General features: G+C 40.2%; 22 protein-coding genes and 1 tRNA gene. 15 read left to right on the forward strand and 8 right to left on the reverse strand.

The genetic code is table 11. The annotated features are described in order from the left end of the window. Positions 1–2: 2 nt before the first annotated feature. The 4 genes from lpxA to HWE15_RS13695 are packed head-to-tail and all read right to left on the reverse strand — an operon-like array spanning position 3 to position 4,481. Positions 3–782 (reverse strand): acyl-ACP--UDP-N-acetylglucosamine O-acyltransferase, encoded by a 780-nt coding sequence (gene lpxA, locus HWE15_RS13680; protein ID WP_290508108.1) that lies wholly within the window; start codon positions 780–782, stop codon positions 3–5. Next, entirely contained in the window at positions 779–2,173 is a 1,395-nt protein-coding gene (locus tag HWE15_RS13685) for a bifunctional UDP-3-O-[3-hydroxymyristoyl] N-acetylglucosamine deacetylase/3-hydroxyacyl-ACP dehydratase (RefSeq protein WP_290508109.1), read from the reverse strand. The genes lpxA and HWE15_RS13685 overlap by 4 nt, the downstream gene beginning before the upstream one ends. A 38-nt stretch (positions 2,174–2,211) precedes the next feature. Then, positions 2,212–3,234 carry a UDP-3-O-(3-hydroxymyristoyl)glucosamine N-acyltransferase gene (gene lpxD / locus HWE15_RS13690; RefSeq protein ID WP_290508110.1) on the reverse strand — a complete coding sequence of 341 codons (1,023 nt, stop codon included), beginning with the start codon at positions 3,232–3,234 and terminating at the stop codon, positions 2,212–2,214. 23 nt (positions 3,235–3,257) lie between these two features. Further along, positions 3,258–4,481: an HD domain-containing protein gene (locus HWE15_RS13695; protein ID WP_290508111.1), complete on the reverse strand. Its 1,224-nt coding sequence runs from the start codon at positions 4,479–4,481 to the stop codon at positions 3,258–3,260. A gap of 58 nt (positions 4,482–4,539) precedes the next feature. Here HWE15_RS13695 and HWE15_RS13700 point away from each other — a divergent pair, with 58 nt between their 5' ends. The 3 genes from HWE15_RS13700 to HWE15_RS13710 are packed head-to-tail and all read left to right on the forward strand — an operon-like array spanning position 4,540 to position 7,735. Next, positions 4,540–6,096 (forward strand): PglZ domain-containing protein, encoded by a 1,557-nt coding sequence (locus tag HWE15_RS13700; protein ID WP_290508112.1) that lies wholly within the window; start codon positions 4,540–4,542, stop codon positions 6,094–6,096. A gap of 6 nt (positions 6,097–6,102) precedes the next feature. Then, positions 6,103–6,531, forward strand: a complete 429-nt coding sequence (tsaE, locus tag HWE15_RS13705) for a tRNA (adenosine(37)-N6)-threonylcarbamoyltransferase complex ATPase subunit type 1 TsaE (protein ID WP_367204005.1) — start codon at positions 6,103–6,105, stop codon at positions 6,529–6,531. Further along, positions 6,524–7,735, forward strand: coding sequence for an alanine dehydrogenase (locus tag HWE15_RS13710; protein WP_290508113.1), 1,212 nt, complete (start codon positions 6,524–6,526; stop codon positions 7,733–7,735). The genes tsaE and HWE15_RS13710 overlap by 8 nt, the downstream gene beginning before the upstream one ends. Before the next feature lies 1 nt (position 7,736). On the opposite strand, the gene HWE15_RS13715 is transcribed toward HWE15_RS13710, so the two are convergent. Further along, entirely contained in the window at positions 7,737–8,210 is a 474-nt protein-coding gene (locus HWE15_RS13715) for a response regulator (protein ID WP_290508114.1), read from the reverse strand. A gap of 193 nt (positions 8,211–8,403) precedes the next feature. Between HWE15_RS13715 and HWE15_RS13720 the strand changes: the two genes are divergently transcribed. From HWE15_RS13720 to HWE15_RS13740, 5 genes are all read left to right on the forward strand, one after another. After that, entirely contained in the window at positions 8,404–10,671 is a 2,268-nt protein-coding gene (locus tag HWE15_RS13720; protein WP_290508115.1) for an Rv1355c family protein, read from the forward strand. A 4-nt stretch (positions 10,672–10,675) separates the two neighbouring features. Continuing rightward, a complete protein-coding gene (locus HWE15_RS13725) occupies positions 10,676–11,362 on the forward strand; it encodes a hypothetical protein (protein ID WP_290508116.1) in 687 nt (228 codons plus the stop codon). Further along, complete coding sequence (locus tag HWE15_RS13730) at positions 11,359–13,461, forward strand: 7TM diverse intracellular signaling domain-containing protein (protein ID WP_290508117.1); 2,103 nt, start codon at positions 11,359–11,361, stop codon at positions 13,459–13,461. Before HWE15_RS13725 ends, HWE15_RS13730 begins: the two co-directional genes overlap by 4 nt. After that, complete coding sequence (locus HWE15_RS13735) at positions 13,454–14,545, forward strand: hybrid sensor histidine kinase/response regulator (RefSeq protein WP_290508118.1); 1,092 nt, start codon at positions 13,454–13,456, stop codon at positions 14,543–14,545. The genes HWE15_RS13730 and HWE15_RS13735 overlap by 8 nt, the downstream gene beginning before the upstream one ends. 69 nt (positions 14,546–14,614) lie before the next feature. Continuing rightward, the gene (locus HWE15_RS13740) at positions 14,615–15,154 is read left to right on the forward strand and encodes an inorganic diphosphatase (RefSeq protein ID WP_135069071.1); all 540 of its coding nucleotides are present in this window, start codon (positions 14,615–14,617) and stop codon (positions 15,152–15,154) included. A gap of 16 nt (positions 15,155–15,170) precedes the next feature. On the opposite strand, the gene HWE15_RS13745 is transcribed toward HWE15_RS13740, so the two are convergent. Continuing rightward, complete coding sequence (locus tag HWE15_RS13745; protein ID WP_290508119.1) at positions 15,171–15,629, reverse strand: hypothetical protein; 459 nt, start codon at positions 15,627–15,629, stop codon at positions 15,171–15,173. Further along, positions 15,626–16,222, reverse strand: coding sequence for an ACP phosphodiesterase (locus HWE15_RS13750; protein ID WP_290508120.1), 597 nt, complete (start codon positions 16,220–16,222; stop codon positions 15,626–15,628). Before HWE15_RS13750 ends, HWE15_RS13745 begins: the two co-directional genes overlap by 4 nt. A 62-nt stretch (positions 16,223–16,284) precedes the next feature. On the opposite strand from HWE15_RS13750, the gene HWE15_RS13755 reads away from it, so the two are divergent. Then, complete coding sequence (locus tag HWE15_RS13755; protein ID WP_290508121.1) at positions 16,285–18,213, forward strand: AAA domain-containing protein; 1,929 nt, start codon at positions 16,285–16,287, stop codon at positions 18,211–18,213. A 44-nt stretch (positions 18,214–18,257) separates the two neighbouring features. On the opposite strand, the gene HWE15_RS13760 is transcribed toward HWE15_RS13755, so the two are convergent. Continuing rightward, the gene (locus HWE15_RS13760; protein ID WP_290508122.1) at positions 18,258–18,794 is read right to left on the reverse strand and encodes a DUF4924 family protein; all 537 of its coding nucleotides are present in this window, start codon (positions 18,792–18,794) and stop codon (positions 18,258–18,260) included. 274 nt (positions 18,795–19,068) lie between these two features. On the opposite strand from HWE15_RS13760, the gene lepA reads away from it, so the two are divergent. The 6 genes from lepA to HWE15_RS13790 all read left to right on the forward strand — a co-directional run bounded on the left by lepA (position 19,069) and on the right by HWE15_RS13790 (position 25,009). Then, entirely contained in the window at positions 19,069–20,856 is a 1,788-nt protein-coding gene (gene lepA, locus HWE15_RS13765) for a translation elongation factor 4 (protein WP_290508123.1), read from the forward strand. A gap of 58 nt (positions 20,857–20,914) precedes the next feature. Continuing rightward, positions 20,915–21,277, forward strand: a complete 363-nt coding sequence (locus HWE15_RS13770) for a four helix bundle protein (RefSeq protein ID WP_290508124.1) — start codon at positions 20,915–20,917, stop codon at positions 21,275–21,277. A 71-nt stretch (positions 21,278–21,348) separates the two neighbouring features. Further along, positions 21,349–22,233 carry a bifunctional 5,10-methylenetetrahydrofolate dehydrogenase/5,10-methenyltetrahydrofolate cyclohydrolase gene (locus tag HWE15_RS13775; protein WP_290508125.1) on the forward strand — a complete coding sequence of 295 codons (885 nt, stop codon included), beginning with the start codon at positions 21,349–21,351 and terminating at the stop codon, positions 22,231–22,233. 71 nt (positions 22,234–22,304) lie between these two features. Continuing rightward, positions 22,305–22,390, forward strand: a tRNA-Leu gene (locus tag HWE15_RS13780). Positions 22,391–22,476: 86 nt separating this feature from the next. After that, positions 22,477–23,016, forward strand: a complete 540-nt coding sequence (locus tag HWE15_RS13785; RefSeq protein WP_290508126.1) for a DsrE family protein — start codon at positions 22,477–22,479, stop codon at positions 23,014–23,016. A 109-nt stretch (positions 23,017–23,125) separates the two neighbouring features. Beyond that, complete coding sequence (locus HWE15_RS13790; protein ID WP_290508127.1) at positions 23,126–25,009, forward strand: amidophosphoribosyltransferase; 1,884 nt, start codon at positions 23,126–23,128, stop codon at positions 25,007–25,009. Positions 25,010–25,103 lie beyond the last annotated feature (94 nt).

The following is a 25,103-nucleotide window of genomic DNA, read 5'->3' on the forward strand; positions in this document are numbered from 1 at the left end:
AATTAGTTAATATAACCCTTCATGACCCCTCTTTCTGAAGAGCGGATGAAGTTTAAGATTTCATCTCGTTCCTTCGTCGCAGGTAAATTGACCTCAATTTCTTCTAGTGCTCTTGAATTATTCATGCTATTCAAGAAAAGATACCGGTATACTTCCTGAATATGGGAGATCGTTTCTGAGGTAAAACCTCTTCTTCTTAAACCTAGCGAATTGACACCCGCATAGGAAAGAGGTTCTCGTGCAGCTTTTGTAAAAGGAGGCACATCTTTCCGAACCAAAGAACCTCCAGAAATCATGGCATGCATTCCGATTTTCACAAATTGATGAATCGCACTTGATCCGCCAACAATTGCCCAGTCATCGATGGAAACGTGTCCTGCAATCTGAACGGAGTTTGCAATGATAACATTGCTACCAATCACACAATCGTGAGCTATATGTACATAGGCCATCAGTAAACAATTACTTCCCACGACAGTGGTCTGCTTATCGACAGTTCCTCTACTGATTGTTACACATTCCCGAATGGTGGTATTGTCTCCGATGACTACGGTTGATTCTTCACCTTGAAACTTTAAATCCTGCGGAATCCCGGCAATTACTGCTCCGGGGAAAATTTTGCATTTTTTCCCAATGCGGGCACCTGGGAAAATAGTAACGTTCGGTCCAATCCAAGTATCATCCCCAATGATTACATCCTCATGGATCATGGTGAAGGGATCGATCTTCACGTTTTTGCCGATCTTGGCATCCGGGCTGACGTGTGCAAGTGGACTAATCATGATTCCTTTCGAGTTATACTAGCTGTCATCACTGCTTCGCAAACGAGCGTGTTACCTACATAGGCTTCCCCTTTCATTTTTGCGATTCCACGTCGGATTGGAGCCAGTAGTTCACATTTAAATATGAGTGTATCCCCAGGAAGGACCATTTTTCTGAATTTACAGTTTTCAATGCCTAAGAAGTAGGTCCAATAGTTTTCAGGATCGTCTACGGTACTTAGGACCAAAATCCCTCCTGTTTGAGCCATTGCTTCCACTTGTAACACTCCGGGCATTACTGGGTTTCCTGGAAAATGCCCCAAAAAGAATGGTTCATTCATGGTGACATTCTTCACGCCAGCGACTACAGTATCATCCAAGTAGATGACTTTGTCTAAAAGTTGGAATGGATATCGATGAGGAAGGATGTTGCTGATTTGATTAATATCCATTACCGGTGGCAGCTTTGGATCATAGTAGGGAATATGGGAAGAGGAGGATTTCTCCATTGCTCGCTTGATCTTTTTAGCAAATGCCACATTCGCTGCATGTCCAGGCCTTGCCGCCAAAATCTGAGCTTTTAATGGTCTCCCAACTAAAGCCAAATCGCCTACCACGTCCAATAATTTGTGTCTGGCAGGTTCATTACGGTATCGTAGGTCTACGTTGTTTAAGATTCCCTCTTTTTTGACTTCCACATGAGGTTTGTTGAACATCTTTGCGAGATGCTGCAATTCCTCTTTTTCAACGACGCGATCGACTACCACAATCGCATTGTTTAAATCTCCCCCTTTGATTAGGTTAGAATTATAAAGCATTTCCAATTCGTGTAGAAAACAAAAAGTTCTACAAGAAGCGATTTCAGATTTGAATTGGCTGATATCTGTAATGGATGCATGTTGACTTCCTAATACTGGAGAATTATAATCCACCATTACAGTCACTCGGTAATTATCCGTAGGAAGCGCGACCATCTCAACTTCACGAGATGAATCTTTGTACTGAATGCTTTCCTGAACTTCAAAAAATCGTCGAAGGGCATTTTGTTCTTCCAAGCCAGCTTCTTCCAAAACTTCAATAAACTGAATGGAAGATCCGTCCATAATCGGAGGTTCAGGCCCATCCAATTGGATCAATACATTGTCTATTTCCAACCCAACTAAGGCTGCCAATACATGTTCGACAGTATAAACCCGGGCACCGTTTTGCTCTAGGGTAGTTCCGCGTGAAACGTCAACCACCAAGTCGCAGTCTGCATCCACCGTAGGTCTGCCTTCAAGGTCAACTCGCTGAAATTTGATGCCGTGGTTAGGAGGGGCAGGTAGAAAAGTCATATTGGAAATCACACCAGTATGTAGGCCCACACCGGAAAGTTCCACCTGTTTTTTTATAGTATGCTGTTTTACTTTCATTTGTTAATCAACCAATTGGATTGTGTTGGGCCGCAAAATTAAGGCTTTTTTTCGAGTTCTTTGATTCGGCTTTCCAAGTCCTCCAGATTTTTGAAGATTGAGTAGGATTTTAAAAAGTGCTTCATCTCCAAACCGATGTATCCGAAAATGGTCTGTCCAGGTTTTTTGATCGACTTACTTATACCCGTATTCGCACCAATTGTGGTGTTATCAGCAATTTTCAAATGACCGACTATCCCAGCTTTGCCGGCAATAACACAGTTTTTACCTATTTCAGTGGATCCAGAAATTCCAGTCTGAGAAGCGATTACTGTATTTTCACCAACAATTACATTGTGGGCTATTTGAACCAAATTATCAATTTTTGCACCCTTGCGGATGATGGTTGATCCCATGGTAGCACAATCCACGGTGGTATTTGCGCCTATACTAACCCAATCTTCCAAGATCACATTTCCGATTTGAGGAATCGCTTTATATGAGCCATCCTCCTGAGGTGCAAAACCAAAACCGTCGGAGCCAATTACTACTCCCGGATGAATCTCGCAGTGGTTTCCAATGATTGTTCCATCACATATTTTTGCTCCTGCATGGATGATGCAATGGTCCCCGATTTTTACCTGATTTCCGATAAAGGCATGGGGGTGGATCTTCACTTGATTTCCGATTTGTGAATTCTTCCCAATGTAGGAAAATGCTCCTCGGTAATGACCTTCCCCAATTTGACTGCTCGGATCCATGTAGCTAGGTTCTTCTACCCCTTGGAAGGAGGCTTTTGTGAATTGTGAATAGGTTTCAAGGATCTGAGTAAAGCTGGAATAAGCATCTTTTACCCTTATGAGATTGGTTTGATAGGGTTTATTTGGCTGGAATCCTTCTGATATGATTACTGCTGAAGCAGCGGTTTGGTATAAGTAGGGTTCGTATTTTTCATTTGCCAAAAAACTGATTCCCCCGGGTTTTCCTTCCTGTATTTTGTCCAGTCGATTTACTGTGACGTTTTCGTCTCCTTCTACTTTGCCGCCGAGGAGATCAGCGAGTTGCCTTAAGGTGAATTCCATACAGCAAATTTGGGTTTAGTGATCTAAATTAGGTTTTTGGCTTTACATATGTAGTATTTCTTCACGATTTTACTCATGATTTTGATGTTTGGCAGGTCAGCTGCTTGAGCCACATCCACTACATTGCCTTTTTTAGTTAAAATAGAAATCCGATCTTTTGCCAGGTAACCATAGTTGCTTAGGGAGCCACTTGAAAAGAAATAATTCAGATCCTTTTCAGGGATTCCTAATTTTTGTATAGTTTTTAATCGAGAAGCTTCCAATGCATCTTCCTCAAAAGGGTCATTGCTAAGTTGAATTTTAAAAAGGTTCCGAGTTAAAAACATGGTGGATATATTTCTGAGTACGTAATCTTCAGATTTTTTCCAAAGCTTGATGGCTCCCCAAATATCAAAATCGTCCAGTTCCAAGAAGATCTTCAACAATGCTGGATTTCCTTCGAAATCAGCCAATTGTAAGTTGTTTTCTAATAAAAAATTAAATTCGTCTGAAACAGGAAAGGAAACGCCTGTTGATTTTAGGTCTTTTGCTCGCTGGATCAGATTAATTAGCATTTTCTCCGCACTGACAGTCGTTTTGTGGAGGTAAACCTGCCAGTACATCAACCTTCTTGCACTCAGGAAATTCTCAATGGAATAGATTCCCTTTTCCTCAATTACGATTTGATCATTTTTCACATCCATCATTTTGATGATGCGATCAGCTCCGATAGTACCTTCTGAAACCCCAGTAAAAAAGCAATCCCTTTGTAAGTAATCTAATCGGTCAATATCTAACTGACTCGATACCAATTGATGGAAAAATTTCCGTTCGTATTGATTTTTGAAAATTTTCAAAGCCAAATCCAATTCTCCACTCACTTCTTGATTCAATAGATCAATGATCATCAGGGAGAGTTTTTCATGGGGAACCCCTTTTAGCAGGCTGTATTCCAGCGCATGGGAAAAGGGTCCATGACCGATATCGTGCAAAAGAATGGCTATCAATGCCGCTTCGAATTCTTTGTCGCTGATTTCTGTTCCTTTATTACGGAGATTTTCCAATGTGATCTGCATAAGGTGCATTGCGCCCAAGGCATGATGGAATCGGGTATGCAAGGCGCCTGGGTATACGAAGTCTGTCAAACCTAATTGCTTGATCCGGCGTAATCTCTGGAAGTAAGGGTGGTCAATGATCTCAAAAATCAATTCACTCGGAATCGTGATAAAACCATAAACGGGATCATTGAGTATTTTCTGGCTTTTCAAGGAGGCCTGTTTTGTTTACCCAAAAGTAATTATAATTTTAAAAGAATCAGAAATCGGTATGTCTCAAAAAGCACGCATCCTCTGGGCAGATGATGAAATAGATTTGCTCAAGCCACATATATTATTCTTAGAACAAAAAGGCTATGAAATAACCACAGTCAATTCTGGGGTAGATGCCATTGAAGAAATAGAAAAGGAGTCTTTTGACTTGGTTTTTTTGGATGAGATGATGCCGGGGATGACTGGACTGGAAACACTCCAACAGATCAAACAGATCAAACCTCAGATTCCGGTGGTGATGATCACCAAAAGTGAGGAGGAGCAAATCATGAATGACGCGATTGGAGGAAAGATAGCCGATTACTTGATTAAACCACTGAATCCCAGTCAAATATGGCTTTCTGTAAAAAAAATCTTACAGAATAGGCAATTAATTGAAGAAAAAACCACGCTGAGTTATCAGCAGGACTTCATGAATATCAGTATGTCTTTGGGGGAAGCCGAGGATCATGAAGATTGGTCGACTATCTATAAAAAACTCACGTATTGGGAGCTTCAAATCGACCAGACTGAGAATAAGAGTATGCAAGAGGTTCTTGAAACCCAAAAAACCGAGGCAAATTCGAATTTTGCCCGATTTATCAAAAAGGAATACATCCATTGGATGGATGAACGAAATGCTGAAAAGCCCTTACTTTCTCATCAGGTAATGCGAAAAAAAGTATTTCCACGAATCAAAAATGGAACACCCTTATTTTTCATTGTTATTGATAATTTGAGGCTGGACCAGTGGGAGGACGTGGAGCCATTGTTGACTCCTTATTTTACCATCCAAGAGAAAGAAACCTATTACAGTATTCTGCCCACCACAACCGCTTTTGCAAGGAATGCGCTTTTCAGCGGAATGATGCCTTTGGATATGGCCCGTTTTTATCCTCAATATTGGGAAAACGAGGATTCAGATGAAGGGAAAAATAATTATGAGGAGGAGTGGTTGAAAATCAATCTCGAAAAGAATCGCCTCAATTGTAAATTTTCCTATACAAAAATCCTTCAAGCCAATCAGGGGAAAAGTGCCTTAGACCAATTTCATAACATGCTCCAAAATGACCTGAATGTATTGGTCTATAATTTTGTGGATATGGTTTCTCATGCCCGAACAGATATGAAAATGATCCGGGAATTGGCACCTGACGAATCAGCCTATCGATCCTTAACCAGGAGTTGGTTTGAGCATTCCACACTTTTTGAAATGCTCAAAAAAATACAGCAAGCTGGAGCTGAAGTAATTATTACAACAGACCATGGTACGAAACGGGTGAATAAACCTTATCGGATTATTGGGGATAAAAATGTAACGACAAACCTTCGCTATAAACAGGGTAAAAACCTGAGTTTTGAACCTGGAAAAGTATTTGAGATTTCAAAACCCGAAGAGGCAAAACTTCCTCGACTGAATGTTTCCAGTACGTATGTCTTTGCTGTTGAGGATTATTTTTTCGCCTATCCCAACAATTATAATTACTATGTCAACTATTACAAGGACACTTTCCAACACGGTGGTGTATCTTTGGAGGAAATGATTGTTCCTTTTCTATATCTGAGACCAAAATAGAGAGCCTTGATATCAAGAGTATATGAATTGAAGGACTTAGAAGAAATTGCTCAATGGCTTATTGAGGAAGCTTCTGAGGAGAAAATTTGGGTGTTCCAAGGTGAAATGGGTGCGGGTAAAACTACCTTGATTCGTATGATTGCCGATAAAATGGGTTTAGTGGATGAAGTCAGTAGTCCTACGTTTTCACTGGTTAACCATTATGAAACTCAAACTGGAGAATCGATCTATCATTTTGATTTTTATCGATTAGAAGATCCTGATGAAGCTTTGGATATCGGAATAGAAGAGTATTTTTATAGTGGAAATTATTGCTGGATTGAATGGCCTGAAAAACTCGGAGCGTATATCCCGGAACATTTTCTACATGTAAAAATTGAGTATCAGAGCCCATCAAGCCGAAAAATCACTTTAGAACATTTCCAAGATGCCTAACGAAATCAAAGAAATTGCAGCTGCTGGCCTTCTTCCAAAGGAAGCTCCCGCGGTGGTTCAAAAAGGAAAACGTTCCATCACTATTGGCATTCCTAAAGAAAAATCTTCGGAAGAGCGACGGGTAGTGTTAACACCGGAGGCAGTAGGGCTTTTGACTAATAATGGTCTGGGAGTGGTCGTCGAAACAGGTGCTGGTAAAGCCTCGAAATTTTCAGATCAGGATTACTCAGATGCAGGTGCCAAGGTGGTTTATTCTCATGAAGAAGCTCTCAAGGCTCAAATCGTTCTAAAAGTTGATGCCCCTGATTTATCAGAAATCGATAAAATGAATCCCGGAAGCTGTTTGATTTCTGCTTTGCAGATTGGAAGACAAACTCGGGAATTTATAGAAGCCCTCAATGCCAAAAAGATTACTGCCATTGCATTTGAATACTTAGAAGATAAGGTAGGAGGGATGCCTGTTGTTCGGGCTATGTCGGAGATTGCTGGCAGTACAGTGATGCTTATAGCGGCTGAGTACCTTTCGAGTGTTAACGATGGCAAAGGACTAATAATGGGAGGAGTGACTGGGGTGCCTCCGACGCAGGTAGTCATCATTGGTGCTGGAACTGTGGCAGAATATGCCGCTCGGACTGCGTTAGGTTTGGGAGCAAATATCAAAGTATTCGACAATCATATTTACAAATTACGGAGGTTGAAGCAGTTGCTAGGACAGCAGATATATACTTCAACCATTGATAATTTGACCCTGACTCAGGCGCTAGCTGAGGCAGATGTGGTAATTGGTGCGCTTCGTGCCGAAAAAGGCAGGAATAAGATCGTGGTTAATGAGGAGATGGTGGCCAATATGATGCATGGAAGCATAATCATTGACGTGGGAATCGATCAGGGTGGTTGTATTGAAACAGCTCGGATGACTACCCACGAAGATCCTATCTATTTTGTACACGATATAATCCATTATTGTGTACCCAATATTGCCTCCAGAGTTTCCCGTACAGCCTCCTATTCCTTATCAAATATTTTTACACCCATCATTTTGCAAATGGCGGATTTGGGAGGAGCAGAGGAGATGATTTTTAATTACCGCTGGTTCCTGAGGGGAGTATATACGTATAGAGGAAGTCTAACCAATGCCTATTTGGCTAGGAAATTCGACCTAACCCACAAAGAGTTACAATTGCTGTTGGCAGCTCGGTATTGATTTAGGAAAGCAAATTTTGTCTCAATAAAAACTCCAATTGCTCATTGGCTTTGATCAAAGCTTGCGTCAGGCGTTCGTTTTCTCTACGAAGTGAAAAAACTTCGTAAGCATTTTTGATCACAGTTCGTAAGTAATCTTCCTCCCAAGGTTTGGTAAGATAATGGTATACCTGACCTTTATTAATTGCATCAATTACGGCTTGAATGTCCGTATACCCAGTTAATAAAATTCGAATAGGGCTTGGGTGAATTGGGATAATGGATTCTAAAAATTCCACACCTGTTTGCTCAGGCATCCGTTGATCTGTGATGATAATTTCAATATCCTCTTTTTCCAGAATTTCACGGCCTTCCTGGGCAGAAATAGCTAAAAAGATCTTATAATCTCTTCTGAAAGTGGCCTTAAATGCTTGAAGATTATTTTCTTCATCATCCACATAAAGAATTTTGATTTTTTCTTCTTTCTTGTCTTCCATTTCTAAGCCCAACAGGGTACGAATTAAAATTTCCCCAAATAATTATTTTTTCTTGTCAAAAACAAACGGCGACAGTTTTTCATTTTCCCTTTTTAGTTTATCAATTAACATTTAAAATTAAATTAGAAATTGATTTGAGAATCAAAATCAAAAACTAACTTTACCTTGCATATCACCCATTTATGCTCAATTCATGCTAGCTTCACCGAAGATTAATTTGGCAGGGCAGGCTTATCCTGTATTTCTTGATCCAAAATTACCTCAGCATCTTGAGGAGATTTTGCGATTGAAGGAGATGCAGTATGTCGTAATTGTGGATGAGATTGAAAGCCAAGTAAAAGATCTTATCAAAGCAGATTCTCCAAATAAGACATTTTCTCCAGAAGAGTTGTCTGAGGGTGTTGAGGAATTTTTTCGAAAAGAGAATCGAGAAACTTATGGAAACTGGGTTTATTTCCCTTGGAAAAACCACTTGGTGCATTTACTTCCTGAAAAGGAATTTATTCGAATCCGGACTATTCGGAATAACTATAAAATAACTCCAAAAGAACAAGAAACCTTAGCTGGCAAAAAGGTAGGTGTAGTAGGGTTGTCAGTTGGTCAAAGTATCGCACTTGCAATTGCTTTGGAAAGAAGTTGTGGAGAATTGAGGCTTGCAGATTTTGACACCTTGGAGCTCAGTAATTTAAATAGGCTAAAAACAGGGGTCACAAATTTAGGTCTTGAAAAGTCTGTGATTGCTGCTCGGGAGATTTCTGAGATAGATCCATACTTGAATCTTAGCTTATTCAAAGAAGGGGTCACTGAAGAAAACATTGATGATTTTTTAACCAAGAACGGAAAGTTGGATTTGGTGATCGATGAATGTGACAGTCTGGATATGAAGATTTTGCTTCGTCAGAAAGCCAGGTCTTATGGGATTCCCGTTTTAATGGATACTTCTGATCGAGGGATGTTGGATGTGGAGCGATTTGATCTTGAACCTGACCGTCCAATTTTCCATGGCTTAATGGGGAACATCGATCTTAATTCACTAAAAAATCTCACGAATCAACAAAAAATAGGGGTCGGTTTAAAAATTACCGGAACTGAAACTCTATCCCCTCGAATGAAAGCATCTTTATTAGAGGTAGGGCAGACCATCAGTAATTGGCCTCAGTTAGCTTCAGCCGTTTTTTTGGGAGGAGCTTCAGTTGCCCATGTGGGAAGAAAACTGCTTCTGGGAGATCCAGTTAAATCGGGTCGTTATTACGTGGATTTGGACGAGATCATCCATTTGGAAACGCTTGAAGAAATCGAATCTGAAGTTCCAAAAAAAGTGAAGAACGGAGATTTCAAAGAGTGCATTCCTGATGATATTCTCCCCTCTGGTTATTTGCCTTCCGAAAAAGAACTCGAGGAAATGCTCTCCTTTGCCAATTTAGCGCCATCTGGAGGGAATATTCAGCCTTGGATATGGGTATTGGACAAACGCGGAGTTCTTCATTTATTCCATGATAAGGAGCGAAGCTATTCTTTGCTTGACTACAAGGGTACAGGATCTCTAATTGCTTTTGGGGCTGCGCTTGAAAATTTGAGAATTTATTGTGGGAAACATGGGATTGAAATCGAGATCATTTCCCAAATCCAAGAGTTTGAAGATGATTTGATTGCGAGTATCCGACTTGTTAGTAAACAAAATCAATCTCTGGACGTCCCTCACCTGGATTTGTATGAGGGAGTTGCTATTCGATGTACCAATCGAAAAAATCCCAAAAGAAAGCTTCTGGAACCAGATCAATTGGAAATGCTTCTCGCTTATGCAGCTGAAGATGGGATGAACTTGGATTTCCTTGCCGAAGAAAGCGATTTAGAAAAGCTTTCAGAAGTTTTGGGGGGGATGGATCGGATGCGATTGTTTCATGAGCAAGGCTTGCAAGACTTTATTCATGAACTGAGATGGAATAATAAAGAAGCCCAAGAAACCAAAGATGGGATTGATATTGCCACATTGGAACTAAGTGGTGCTGAAAAAGCAGCAATGGGCTTATTGAAAGACCCCCGAACTGTTAAGTTTTTTAGAAAATTTTTGATGGGATATGGATTGACTAAAATATCCCATTCTACCTTGATGGCAAGCTCGGCCATATTTTTGCTACAGAGTAAAAAATATACACCCCAAGCCTTGTTAGAAGCTGGAAAAATCATACAACGCATTTGGATCAAAGCCAACCTTCTAGGAATAAGCTTCCAGCCGGTAACTGCATCCTTGTTTATTTTTCAGCTTTTGAAACGGGAAAATGACCATGGGTTTGAGGAACGGGAAGTGCAGTTGATTGCAAATCATTATGAGTCCTTAAAAAAACTCTATGGAGTACAGGAAGGAATGGAAGAAATTTTTATGTTCAGGCTAAATTACGCAGGAGAGCCAAGTATGCGATCTTATCGAAGGGACGTAAGAGAAACTCTTATATTAATTTGAAGGAATGTTTCGATTGATTGCATTTAGGGCGGTTGATGATCGGGAACGATGCGAGAAATTCATTGAAGGGCATCGTATGGTACTAGAAAGTATTGGTGTGAAAAAAGTCACTTCCGCCAATAACGACTGGATGTTTAATCCTGATGTGATTGTAGTAATTGTAGAATCCAGTGAGGATAACATGGTTTATGGTGGGGCAAGGATTCATAAAGCAAATGATAAATTTCCTCTTCCAATGGTCGAGGCTATTGAGGAGTTAGATAGCAGCATAAAGGATGTTATAAATAAGGATTTAGATGCTGGAACTGGGGAGATTTGTGGTTTATGGAATTCTAGAAAAGTCACTGGCTTAGGGATTGGGGCAATTTTTATGTCAAAAGCATGCTTAGCTTTAACTCCAAAACTTGGTTTAACCTCCTTGTATGCATTATTCGCTCCCATGACCGTAAAGCTAGGTTTAGAAATGGGATATGAAGTTTTGACTGAAGTTGGTAATAATGGTACATTTTATTACCCTAAATTGGATTTAATAGCTACAGCTATGAAACTTCATGATGCTGTTAATCTTCCAAAAACTTCTGAAGAACATCGTGAATCAATATTTGAAATACGAAATAATAAACGCCTTTTGATTAATGAAAATTATAGAGGAAGAAATATCTCTCTAGAATATACATCTTATATAGAATGATTAGAAAAAGTATATTTTTATTAGTTTTTGTATCTGTTTTGATTTCTTGCCAACAAAAAGAGAATGAAGATTTTTCATTTATTGGATGGTATAAATTATCAGAACAGCATCAAGACATTAAAAGTCTTATTGATCTATCAAATAATGATTATAATAAATCGGAGGAAAATTATCTTTCTTTGGGTTATTCTGACGAGCCTTTTTGGATAAAAATTGAATTAAACGAAACACAAAAAACAAAACAAAATAAATTTCTATCTCTTCCAAACCCAATGTTGAATAGTATTGAGGTTTTTGATGAAGCTGGAAATTTATATAAGGAAACGGGTAGGTTGAATTATACCAAAGAAAATTATGATAGTTTCTTTAATTTTGTTGATTTAGATGGGTTTAATGGAGATGTCTTATTTTTAAAAGTCTCTAGTTTTGGAAACAATAATATACCAATTGAAATCCTTTCAGAGTCCGATTATTCTTTTTCAATAGATGAAAGGAATTTATTTTTCGGGATTTATTTTGGGGTTGTTTTCGCAATGTTTTTTTATAATCTTTTTCTTTGGGTGTCTACCAAAGATAATATATATGGTTTATATATTTCATACATTTTCTTCGTAGGATTGACCCAAGGAATTTTGGGGGGATATATAGATAGTTACTTATGGCCAAGTAGTATCTATATGAGGAATTATAGTTTTTATATTAGTACCTCAATTGTGAATATTGTTGGTATTTACTATTCTCTTAAATTCCTTAAGATAAAAGACTTTAATAGAAAAGTATTTTCATTAGGTAGAGCAATCATTGGTGTTTATTTTTTTATTTTATTCTCCTTTTTGATTGATATCGGTATTGGCCAATTAAAATTCAGATTTCTTCAAATCTTTTTGGGAATAGTTCCTTTTTATTTATTGTCAATTTCCTTTTATAGTCTCAAAAAAGGTTATCGTCCTGCCAAATTCTTCTTAGCATCTTGGTTTTTGCTGATTTGTAGCATGATTGTTTTCCTTTTAAGTGATTTGAATATCCTTCCACATAATTTCTTCACAAACTATGTGTTTACGGCCGGTTCAACCTTTGAGGCTTTACTGCTTTCTTTCGCACTTGCTGATAAGATCAATATCCTGAAAAAGGAAAAGGAAGAAGAGCAAGCCGAACGCTTGAAGGTTTTGAAGGAAAACGAAGAATTGGTACGGGAGCAAAATACCTTATTGGAAGAGAAAGTTCGATTGCGGACGGATGAATTGGAACAGGCTCTTCGAAATCTCCAAAATACCCAAAGCCAGCTGGTAAGCCAGGAAAAAATGGCCTCCCTTGGTCAGTTGACTGCTGGCATTGCGCATGAAATCAATAACCCGATCAACTTTGTAAGTTCCAATATCACACCATTGAAACGTGATATCAATGACATAATGGAAGTCATTGATTTTTATCGTGAAACGGCGCAAAAAGAATTCCAGGAAGGGTCCAAGAAGAAAGCTGCTGACCTCGAGGAGGAATTGGAATTGGATTATGTGCTTGAGGAAGTTAATCAGCTACTCAAGGGGATGGAAGAAGGTGCTAAGCGTACGGTTGAAATTGTAAAGGGTCTCCGGCTTTTCTCCCGTGTGGATGAACAGGATGTGAAAAAAGTTGACCTGCATGATGGAATCAACAGTACGCTTATTCTTTTGAATAGCTCTATTCCAGGTAAAATCAGAATTGTTAGAGAATTCGGAGAATTGCCAATGGTTGAATGTTTAGCGGGGAAAATCAACCAAGTGTTCATGAACATTATCAACAATGCGGTACATGCCTTGAGCGACCGCATTGATGAAATCAAGGATCCAAAAATTGAAATCCGAACCCGATCTATGGGAGATATGGTGTCTATCGAGATTGAAGACAATGGTCCAGGGATGCCGGAGAATGTAAAACAGCGTATTTTCGAACCATTCTTCACTACCAAAGCAGTTGGGAAAGGGACAGGTTTGGGGCTTTCAATAGTTTATTCTATAATTGAGAATCATAAAGGAACGATGGAGGTAGAAACTGAAGTCGGCAAAGGAACAACTTTTATCATTACGCTACCAGTCCACCAAAGCAACGTCAAGCATGAATAGTAGTGATATTCGCGTGCTTTACATCGATGATGAGGACAATAACCTCAAATCATTTAGAGCAACATTAAGAAGAGATTTCAAAATTTTTACTGCCATTGATGCTTTTGAAGGGCTAAAGATTGTGCAGGAAGAGGAAATTCATGTCGTGATTGCCGACCAGCGAATGCCGGGGATGACGGGTACTGAATTTTTTGAGAAAATGATTGAGATTAATCCGGATCCTATCCGGATTCTTTTGACTGGTTATTCGGATATCGCTTCTGTAATTGATGCGATAAATAAAGGCGAAGTCTACCGATTCATCGACAAACCATGGAATATCGAGCAGATCAAAAACTCCATTAAAAATGCTGCTGATATTTACTTCATGAAACAAGAGCTCAGGGAGAAGAATATTAAACTCCAAAAACTGCACACGGAGATGAACCAGTTCGTGTACAGTTTGTCTCATGAACTAAGGGGACCTTTGATGAGTATCTCTGGAGTTTCCAAACTTGCAAAAATGGAGGTTCAAGATCCTCACGTGCTTGAGTTTTTTGAAATGATTGATTCGGCTACAACCAAGTTGGATGATTTCATCTACAAGATGCTAGACTTTTATCGGTCCACTAAAATTGACCACAAGGTCGTAGCCATCGATTTCAAAGAAGTGGTTGATCAACAGATGGAAGCCTATCGGGCTAAATTTGATTTGACCCATTTTCATGTAGAGGTACAGGTCACCCAAAACGAGGAGTTCTTCTCTGATGATTCCAAGATTCGGGTGATTTTGAATAACCTTTTTTCCAACTCCGTACAGTTTCAGAAAAATGAGCCAGGGGAAAAAAGAATTGCCTTAACGGTTGATGTTCGGGATGGAAATGCCACGATTATGTTGGAGGATAATGGGATTGGAATTGAAGATCGTCACCATCCTGAAGTATTTAATTTGTTTACCCGGGCAACCCAAAAAAATGTTGGGACAGGTCTTGGCTTGTACATGGTAAAAGAGGCCGTCGAACAATTAGGAGGAAATGTTGAGTTAGAGTCTATTTTGAATGAAGGCACAACCGTTCGAGTAGTTCTTCCTTCATTGAATTTTTAAGCAAGGCTGGGCTTTTGAACATGAAAGCCTATCTTTGCACCAAACTTTTTCTCAACAAAACAAATCCGTATGATTAATCCTTGGCACGATGTAAATATCGGAAAGAACGCTCCTGAAATCGTTATGGGCGTTGTGGAAATTCCAAAAGGAAGTAAAGGGAAATATGAGCTTCACAAAAAATCAGGTATGCTGATGTTGGACCGCGTGTTGTTCTCCGCTGTTCACTATCCGGCAAACTATGGTTTTATTCCCCAAACCTATTGTGAGGATCATGACCCGCTCGATATCCTGATTATTTCTCAGATTGATATTCCTTCCATGACCCTTGTTGAAGCCAAAGTAATCGGTGTTATGCGAATGGTCGATGGGGGAGAAGCTGATGATAAAATCATTGCCGTTGCTGCCGGTGACCAATCCGTCAATTACATCAATGATATTGATGAACTACCTCCTCATTTGATGAAAGAGGTGCATCGCTTCTTTGAGGATTACAAAAAACTGGAAAACAAGGAAGTAAAGGTGGAGGACTTTTTGGGTAAAGAGGAAGCCTTACGAATTATCACTGAAAGTATTCAACTCTACGATAAGCATTTTAGAAATCAACGATAAAAAGAAGCCTGAGAAATCAGGCTTTTTTGTTTTTGACTTCTTTTTTTGGGGCTTTTTTGCGAAGATATTTTACCAATTCAGTATAGGACTTGTGCTCATGATTAGACACGGAAAACGACTGCTGATCGGAAAATGCAACGGTCAGTTGTCTGAATTCTTTTTTATTAGCCATTAAAATTTCCTCTTCCCAAGCAAGGATTTCTGAAACAGGATAAGCCTTCTGAAAACTTCTTAACGGCAATTTGAGGATAATTTGGTCTCTACCGGCTGTAATAAACCGAAAGCCAGCCATCATTTTAACAAGTAGCATCAACAAAACTACCGTGATGATGGATGCAGCTATTAGGTAAAACCAAAGCCCAAAACTTCCCTTGTATGCGAAATCCCGAAGAATCATGATTAGGCCTGCTATTAAAATAAGGACTATAAGCCCTAAAGAGAAATAGGTGGAGCCTTTCGGTTTGATGACAATCATGCTTGTTTTTCCAGTTCGATTAATTTCTGGTAGGCAAAACTCTCCAATTCCTTGAAAAAAGCGAAAAAAATCACCTCAAATTCATTCTCATTTTCAAGCAAAGCCAAATGGGCTTCCTCCATTTTAGAGTCGAAATTGGTTCGTTTGGCCATTCCGGTTAGTGCTCTTCGGATTCCTTGAATTTCACCATACTGCAAAAGCCAGTTTTCTTTTTTCATCCAATGGTACATGCCGGCAAATTTCTGTGGGAAAATCAAGGAATACCGGTCTAAGGTTTCGTATACTTCCTCAATAAACTTTTCCAAAGCCTTTGCTGAAAACTGATCCCAAACTTTGATTAGGAAATAATCAAAAAAGACATCTGTAATAACAGAGGAGTAATGCCCAAACTTTGGTCTCAAAAAAGATTGGGCAGCTTTAACCAATGGATGGGAATCCGTAAAAAGATCGATTTCTCGATGCAATTGAATTCCGGTTCTAATTTGCCTTTCGAAGGATTCTATCTGCTTTCCCTTTACAAAATCAGCAATAAAATTCCCGACCAGGATTTTTTCTTTTCCGAAGGACAGAAATGCATGCGCGAGGAAATTCATGAATAAAAATTAGCAGAAAACTCTATTGCTTTTGATTAGTTTCGCTTACAAAATACGGATTGATGGACAAAGTCACGGAGGAATTAAAAAAAGGTCTAAAACTTTTACGTTTGGAATGGGAAGAAGACTTATCCCAATACAAAAAGAAGTTCCTGAATACATCTCTCGCTGACAAGAAAAAAGAAGGGATTAGCTGGCATCCTATTCAGGTCAAAAAAGCTAAAATCGGAATGGGAGAGCGGCTTTTGGTTGAAATTGAAAAACTAGATTCATCTCAAAACTCAGCCTTTCAATCCGGTAAATCTGTCGCATTTTTCTCCACACAAGAAGGTTATACCAAATCAGAGTATCGTGTAAATGGAGTAATCAATCAGGTGAAAAAAGATTCCATGGTAGTGACACTGCAAGTGGATGAACTTCCCGAATGGATGGATAGCAGCAGGTTGGGAGTGGATTTACTCTTTGATGAGGGAAGCTATCGGGAGATGGAATTTGCCTTGAAAAAAGTGATCAAGCCTGAGAATGTCCGTTTAATGGAATTGCGAGATATTCTTTTGGGAGACAGGCCACCTTCGTTTACCAGTCAAAAAGAAGAAGTTAGAGCGGGGCTAAATTTTTCCCAAAATCAGGCTTGCCAAAAGGTAAAGGAAGCAAAAGATGTTGCAGTCATTCATGGACCTCCGGGGACAGGGAAAACCACTACCTTGATTCAGGCCATCTCTGAAGCAGTTCAACTAGGGCAATCTGTTTTAGTCTGTGCCCCAAGCAATGCTGCTGTAGATTTGTTAGTAGAAAAATTGACAGATCAGGGAATCAATACGCTTCGGATAGGTCATCCTGCTCGGGTGGAGGAAAAGATTTTAAACCAAACCCTGGACGCCAAAACAGCCTTTCATGAAAGTTTTCGAGACTTGAAGAAACTCCGAAAGGAAATTGATCAGTACTTGAAACTGGCCAAGCAATACAAACGAAACTTTGGTCCGGAAGAGCGACGACAACGAAAATTGCTTTTTGATGAGGTGGGTAGAATTCGGGAAGCCGCCAAACATCTGGAAGAATATATCTCCTATGATATTTTTCAAAAAACGCAGGTGTTTGCGAGTACTTTGGTCGGGGCTTCTTCGGTTCATTTGAGGGGAATGACCTTTGATGTGGTATTTATCGATGAGGCTGCCCAGGGCTTGGAAGCAGCCACTTGGATTCCCATCTTGAAAGCCAAGAAAGTGGTTTTTGCTGGAGATCACCTTCAACTTCCGCCTACAATTAAATCATATGAAGCTGCCAAATCAGGGTTAGAAGTAACACTTTTCGAAAAAGTAATACAGCGAAAACCTCAATCGGCTCACATGCTTCAAGTTCAATATCGTATGAAGGAGGAGATTATGGGCTTTTCAAACGAATATTTCTATGGAGGGAAATTAGAAGCAGCAGAAAACACTCAATCTCATTTTTTTGAAAATGAACCGGTGCTCGAGTGGATTGATACCGCAGGTGCTGGATTTTCTGACAGGCAGGAGGAGGAAAGCCTGAGTACCTTCAACCCTGAGGAGGCACGATTTGCCTGTCGTTATTTGGAGGATTTGATCAAGCGGATTGGAGTAGGAAAAATCAAAGAGAATCAATGGACGATTGGCCTAATTGCGCCCTACTCAGCCCAAGTCCGTTATTTAAGACATTTGATTTTTGAAACCTTTGATTTTCCGAATCTGAAGACCTTTTCAGACTTGATTACCATCGATACGGTGGATGGATTTCAAGGACAGGAGCGGGATTTGATGCTGATTTCCCTGACTCGCTCCAATGAGCGGGGAGAGATCGGATTTCTAGCCGATGAGCGCCGAATGAATGTGGCCCTGACCCGCGCCAAGCGCAAGCTGGTCCTGATCGGAGACAGCAGTACCTTGGCTAGCAACTCCTTCTTTGATTCCCTTTTGGTTTATTTTGAGGAAAAGGGGGGCTATCGAAGTGTGTGGGAATTCTTGGTGGATTGAAAGATTTAACAATCAAGCAACAAATTTTCCAATTTTCCAATCTTTCAATTTCTGGAAATTCTTTCCTGCTGATAAACTAGGTTCAATAAACTTAGAACCTCTCCAAAAGCTTCTGCGGATTTCAATTGCTCCTCCGAAACTTTCTTTCCCAATAATCGGCAAAGCAAGAGGCCATAGATCCCGTTTAGGCAGATTTGGATTTCATTTCCCAGATCTTTTCCTTCTGCATCTAGAATAGCCTGTAAGATGTGCGGTTTAGCTTTTTTATAGGTTTCAAAATAAGTTTTATCAGATTTAAGCAGTTGCCAGTGGATTTGGGAAAGCTTCTGTACCAGTTTTTGAGTTTCCTCCAGATGACCTTTTTCCAGAATCCCTTCTTTTTCCATCTGATTTCTAAAATCCCGATACCAGTTAAAAATCCCTTCTTTCTCCATTTCTTCTACTGGAAAATGAGCCACTACATACTGTCGAATTTCCTCCAGATTCCCTTGGAAAGAGCGGATTAAATCCTCCTGCTGATAGAGATAAATGATGTATTCGGCTATGTTTTGGGACTTTTTGTTGTCGGCGATGGATTGCATGAATTGGTTTTGTTTATGAGGTAAAATTAAAAGTAAACAGTTAGAGAGGGAAATACCATAGAAATACTATTGAAATAAATCCACCTTCGATGAATGAAATAAAACTGCCCAGAAGAGTCATTTAGCGTAAAGCCTATTTCGCCGAAGGTTTATTTCAAAAAGCGAAGTGGTTGTATTTCCACTGTATTTCTTTTGTACTTTGTCTAAGCTGTATTTCAACTGTATTACTCATAAATTCTCCTTCTTTTTCCCTACTTTTGCGCCCTGAATGACTATGAAAAACATACGAAATTTCTGTATCATCGCCCATATTGACCATGGGAAGAGTACACTGGCGGATAGGTTGTTACAGTTTACCAATACGGTAACTGACCGAGAGATGCAAAATCAATTATTGGACGATATGGATTTGGAACGTGAACGAGGAATCACGATCAAATCCCATGCGATCCAGATGAAATATAATTACAAGGGGGAAGAGTATACATTCAACTTGATCGATACCCCTGGACACGTGGACTTTTCATATGAAGTCTCCCGGTCGATTGCAGCTTGCGAAGGGGCTTTGTTGATTGTAGATGCATCCCAAGGTATTGAAGCCCAGACCATTTCCAATTTGTATTTGGCGATGGGACATGACCTGGAGATTATTCCTGTCCTAAATAAGATCGATTTGCCGGGTGCTGATCCAGAACTTCGTGCCGATGAGGTAATTGATTTGATCGGTTGTGATCGGGAGGATATTATTTTGGCTTCCGGAAAAGAAGGAATCGGGATCGAGGATATTCTGAATGCCGTTGTAGAGAAAATTCCAGCTCCAACTGGAGATCCAGAGGCACCTTTGCAGGCCATGATTTTTGATTCGGAATTCAACTCATTCCGTGGCGTGGAAGTAATCTTCCGTATTTTCAACGGAACGATTAAAAAAGGAGATAAAATTAAATTCGTCAATACTGGACGTGAATACGATGCCGATGAAATCGGTATTCTTGGCCTGAACCAAATCCCGCAGCAATCTATGAGTGCCGGGAACGTAGGTTATCTCATATCCGGCATTAAGGTCGCCAAGGAAGTTAAGGTTGGTGATACGATCACGCATACGAAGCGTCCTTGTGAAAAAGCCATTCAAGGTTTTGAAAACGTGAAGCCCATGGTATTTGCTGGGATCTATCCGGTAGATACCTCTGAATTTGAAGAATTGCGGGCCTCCATGGAAAAGTTGCAACTCAATGATGCATCCTTGGTATGGGAGCCCGAAACATCTGCAGCTTTGGGCTTTGGTTTCCGATGCGGTTTCTTGGGAATGTTGCACATGGAAATTGTTCAGGAGCGTTTGGAGCGGGAGTTTGATATGACCGTCATCACAACGGTTCCTTCGGTACAATTCCGTGCTTTGATGAATGATGATACCTATCAGGTTATTAATGCTCCGTCTGACATGCCTGATCCCAATAAATACAAGCACATTGAGGAGCCTTTTGTAAAAGCTTCCATCATCACTGCGGCTGAATATGTCGGTCCAGTGATTCAGTTGTGTATGGAAAAACGGGGTCAAATTAAGAATCAGGTCTATCTGACATCCGATCGTGTCGAGTTGCAGTTTGATATGCCATTGGCAGAGATTGTATTTGACTTCTTCGATAAGTTGAAGACCATATCCCGCGGTTATGCATCCCTAGATTATGAATTAAAAGGTTTCCAGCCGTCCCACATGGTTCGGTTGGATATCATGCTTAACGGGGAGCCTGTAGATGCTTTATCTGCCATCGTTCACCGGGACAAAGCTTATGAATGGGGCAAACGATTGTGTGAAAAGTTGAAAGAATTGGTACCTCGTCAAATGTTCGAAATTGCAATTCAGGCAGCTATCGGAACCAAGATTATTGCACGAGAAACAATTAAGGCTTTGCGTAAAAACGTCTTGGCAAAGTGTTATGGTGGTGATATTTCCCGTAAGCGTAAATTGCTTGAAAAGCAGAAAAAAGGAAAGAAACGCATGAGGCAAGTCGGCAATGTCGAGGTTCCTCAGGAGGCCTTTATGGCGGTGTTGAAGCTCGATTAGAAATACGAGGTACGTAATACGAAATACGTGGGATAGAGTATTTGAACTTAAGGTTAAAATGAGCCAAGCATTAAAAGATAGAACAAAAAAGTTTGCACTTGATGTTTGGCAGTTGTGTTCAAAATTACCTCATTCCAGAGAATTTAATAATTATGTGAATCAGCTGCTTAGGTGTTCAAGTTCAATTGCTGCAAATTATAGGGCTGCAATGAGAGCAAAATCTAATGCTGATTTTATTAACAAGTTAAAAATAGTGGAAGAAGAAGCTGATGAAAGCCAATTCTTCCTTGAGCTTCTTCAAAGTATAAACCGAGATGAGAGTTTAAGTCAAGAATTTGAGAGATTACTTAAAGAAGTTGATCAATTAATCTCGATAACCGTTGCTAGCTTGAAAACTGCTCGTTCAAAATTTAAAAAATGAACCGAATTTTGAGATGTCCGTACTTCGTATCTCGTACTTCTAATTTTGTTTGATCTTAAAAATAATCAGTAATGCCAATTATCATCGACGGTAAAAAAACCTCACAAGACATAAAAAATGAAATTGCTGCGCGGGTAGCCGAAATCAAAGCTGAGGGTGGAAAAATCCCGCATTTGGCTGCGGTGCTAGTAGGAAATGATGGAGCTAGCCAAACCTACGTAGGAGCAAAGGTGAAAGCCTGTGAGCAGGTGGGCTTTGAATCTACTTTGGTACGTTTGGAAGAAACCGTATCCGAAAGTGAATTGCTTCGCGTGGTGGAAGACATCAATAACAATCCTGAAATTGATGGCTTGATCGTACAATTGCCGCTTCCAAAACATATCTCTGTTGACCGGGTAACTGATAAAATCAAGCCCAAAAAGGATGTGGATGGATTTACCCCTGCCAATGTAGGCAGAATGACGCTCAATTGGCCGGCATATGTAGCAGCTACACCTTATGGGATTGTGGAATTGCTGAAGCGTTACGAAATCGAAACTTCCGGAAAGCACTGCGTGGTAATTGGCCGAAGCCATATCGTAGGAAGCCCGATGAGTATTCTAATGGCTAGAAATGAATATCCCGGAAATGCTACGGTGACGCTGACGCATAGCCGAACCAAAAACTTAGCTGAGATTACAAAGACAGCAGACATCCTGATCGTGGCGATAGGCAAGCCGGAATTTGTGACAGCTGATATGGTGAAAGAAGGAGCGGTGGTGATTGATGTGGGAATTCATCGAATCGAAGATGCTAGCAAGAAATCTGGTTTTAGGCTAATTGGAGACGTGAAATTCGATGAAGTTGCTGCGAAAGCTTCAGCGATCACGCCTGTTCCTGGAGGAGTTGGACCAATGACGATCGCTTCACTTTTGTACAATACCTTGCTGGCTGCAGAGGGTAAAATTTACAGATAAAATATTTTGGCAAAAGGAAGGAAAGGGTTTGCATCAGATGCCGTCACTTTCTACTTTTGCAATCCTAATCCGCGCATGTGGTGAAACTGGTAGACACGCCATCTTGAGGGGGTGGTGCTCTATGGGCGTGGAGGTTCGAATCCTCTCATGCGCACCAAACCTTCCCAAATAGGGAAGGTTTTTTTATTAATGGCGAATTGATACACAGGAATTTTGGCTATTTTTCGGTGAAATCAATTCACTATGAAAAAAGCATTATTACCCCTTTTATTTCTTGTTTTCTTTGGTTTTTCAAGCCTTCAGGCCCAAACCCCTCATTTTCCAATTGTTAAGGGTTTTGGGGGAATCTATGAAGTTCCTGATGCGACCGAAAGGCCTGATCCTACACTGGAATACAAAATCCTAATCGATTTGATTTCTGGGACTGAAACGCCGGAAACTATCAATCGCTACGTAGATAATGTCGCTAGACTGATGAATTTGCATGGATTGGCAGGTGTTCCCAAAGAGCGTTTGCATGTAAAAGTGGTCGTACATGGAGGGGCTATTTTCTCTCTTTTGAAAAATGAAAACTATCAAGAAAGATTTAAGGTGGATAATCCGAATTTGAAAGTCTTTGATGCCTTGAAAGAAGCCGGAGCTGACATCTTGGTTTGTGGTCAATCCATGGTCCTTCGGAAATTGAGTAAAGAGGATCTTTGGCCGGGTGTGGAAGTAGCTCATTCTATGCTAACTACGGCGACTACCTACGTTCCTCAAGGCTATACGATGCTTCGATTTTAGGGCTTTGAAGGGAATGTTTGAATCTCTAATTCAGATTTGAACTTTTCGCCCCAAAATTCCTTTAAATTGCTGTACCTTTGTACCATCACGCTAACTTATCTCCCGGTCAATGAGTGACGCAATTAAACACGAATGCGGAATAGCCATGGTAAGGCTCCGCAAATCTCCCCAATACTACATTGATAAATATGGTACGCCTGCCTATGCTTCCAACAGAATGTATGTCCTGATGCAGAAGCAAATCAACCGCGGTCAGGATGGTGCAGGTGTAGCCAATGTCAAAATCAACACTAAACCCGGTACTCGTTACATTAGCCGATACCGGTCTATAGAGCCTTCAGCTGTTAATTACATCTTTGAAAAAATCAGCAAAAAGTACAAAAAGGCTAAAAAACTAGGAGGACATGATGGCCTGAGCGATGCCGAGTGGTTGAAGGAAAATATTGCGTTTACAGGAGAAGTTTGGCTGGGACACTTGCGATATGGAACCCACGGAGAAAACAGTATAGAAACTTGCCATCCTTTCCTCAAGCAGAACAACTGGCGAAGCCGAAATCTGGTTATGGCCGGAAACTTTAACATGACCAACGTAGAGGAACTTTTTGGAAAACTCGTACAGCTTGGCCAGCATCCCAAGGAAAAAACCGATACGGTGACGGTAATGGAAAAGATCGGTCACTTTTTGGATGAGGAAAACCAGCGGATCTTTGACAAATACAAGCATCAATATACCAATGAGCAAATCACTCAGTTCATAGAGGATGAGTTAGATGTAGCTCGAATTCTAAGAAGATCTTGCCGAGACTTTGATGGGGGTTATGCCATGTGTGGCCTGATTGGAAACGGATCCAGCTTTGTAGTTCGTGACCCATCGGGAATTCGCCCGGCTTATTATTATGCTGATGATGAAATCATTGTCGTAGCTTCCGAAAAACCCGCAATCAAATCGGCTTTTAATATTGATTTCAAAGCCATCAAAGAAATTCAGCCAGGTCATGCCTTGGTGATGAATAAAGACGGTTCTTTCTCTGAAGAAGAAATCATGCCGGCTCGTGAGAAAAAATCCTGTTCTTTTGAGCGGATTTATTTTTCAAGAGGAACGGATCCGGATATTTATCAAGAGCGAAAAAATCTAGGAAAGGCCCTTATTCCACAGATTCTGAAAGCAATTGATTTTGATCTCAAAAACACGGTATTCTCTTATATTCCAAATACAGCTGAAACAGCGTTTTTGGGAATGATAGAAGGTTTGGAAGAATATCTCGTTGCCAAGCGAAAAGAGGTTTTCTTGGAAGGAAAGCCTCATGTGGGAGATTTAGAGGAATTGTTGAATTTCCGACCTCGCGTTGAAAAGCTTGTCAGCAAAGATGTCAAACTCCGGACCTTCATCACCAATGATGACGATCGGGATACCATGGTAAGTTCTGTTTATGATACGACTTACGAGGTAGTAAGACCGGGTGTTGATACTTTGGTGGTAATCGATGATAGTATCGTCAGGGGTACAACTTTGGAAAAAAGTATTTTGACCACTTTGGATAAGTTGAATCCGAAACGAATCATTATTGTATCATCAGCTCCACAAATCCGCTACCCGGATTGTTATGGTATTGACATGTCCCGAATGAAGGACTTTATCGCTTTCCGAGCAGCTACAGCCTTGCTGAAAGAGCGAAAGATTGATAATATTATGGAGGAAGTGTATGAAGCTTGCCAAGCGAATCAAAGGGCCTCTGAGAACTTTGTAAAGCGGGTATATGATCCATTTACAGATGAAGAAATCTCAGATAAAATTGCCGAGATCGTAACTTCCCCAGAAATTAACGCTGAAGTAAAGGTTATTTACCAAACTGTAGATGCGCTGCATAACTGTATTCCTAATCACACTGGGGATTGGTATTTTACTGGTGATTATCCTACAAATGGGGGGACATGGGTGGTTAATAAAGCCTTTAAAAACTATATGGAAGGAAAGACTATTCGAGCCTATTAATCGAATTGGATTATTAATATTTAAAAGGCGTTGGGTATCTTCCCTGCGCCTTTTTCATTTTATATCTTAGTGAATATTTATTGAAGAAAACTCT

This window comes from Algoriphagus sp. (assembly GCF_013373065.1).
Taxonomy (GTDB): Bacteria; Bacteroidota; Bacteroidia; order Cytophagales; family Cyclobacteriaceae; genus Algoriphagus.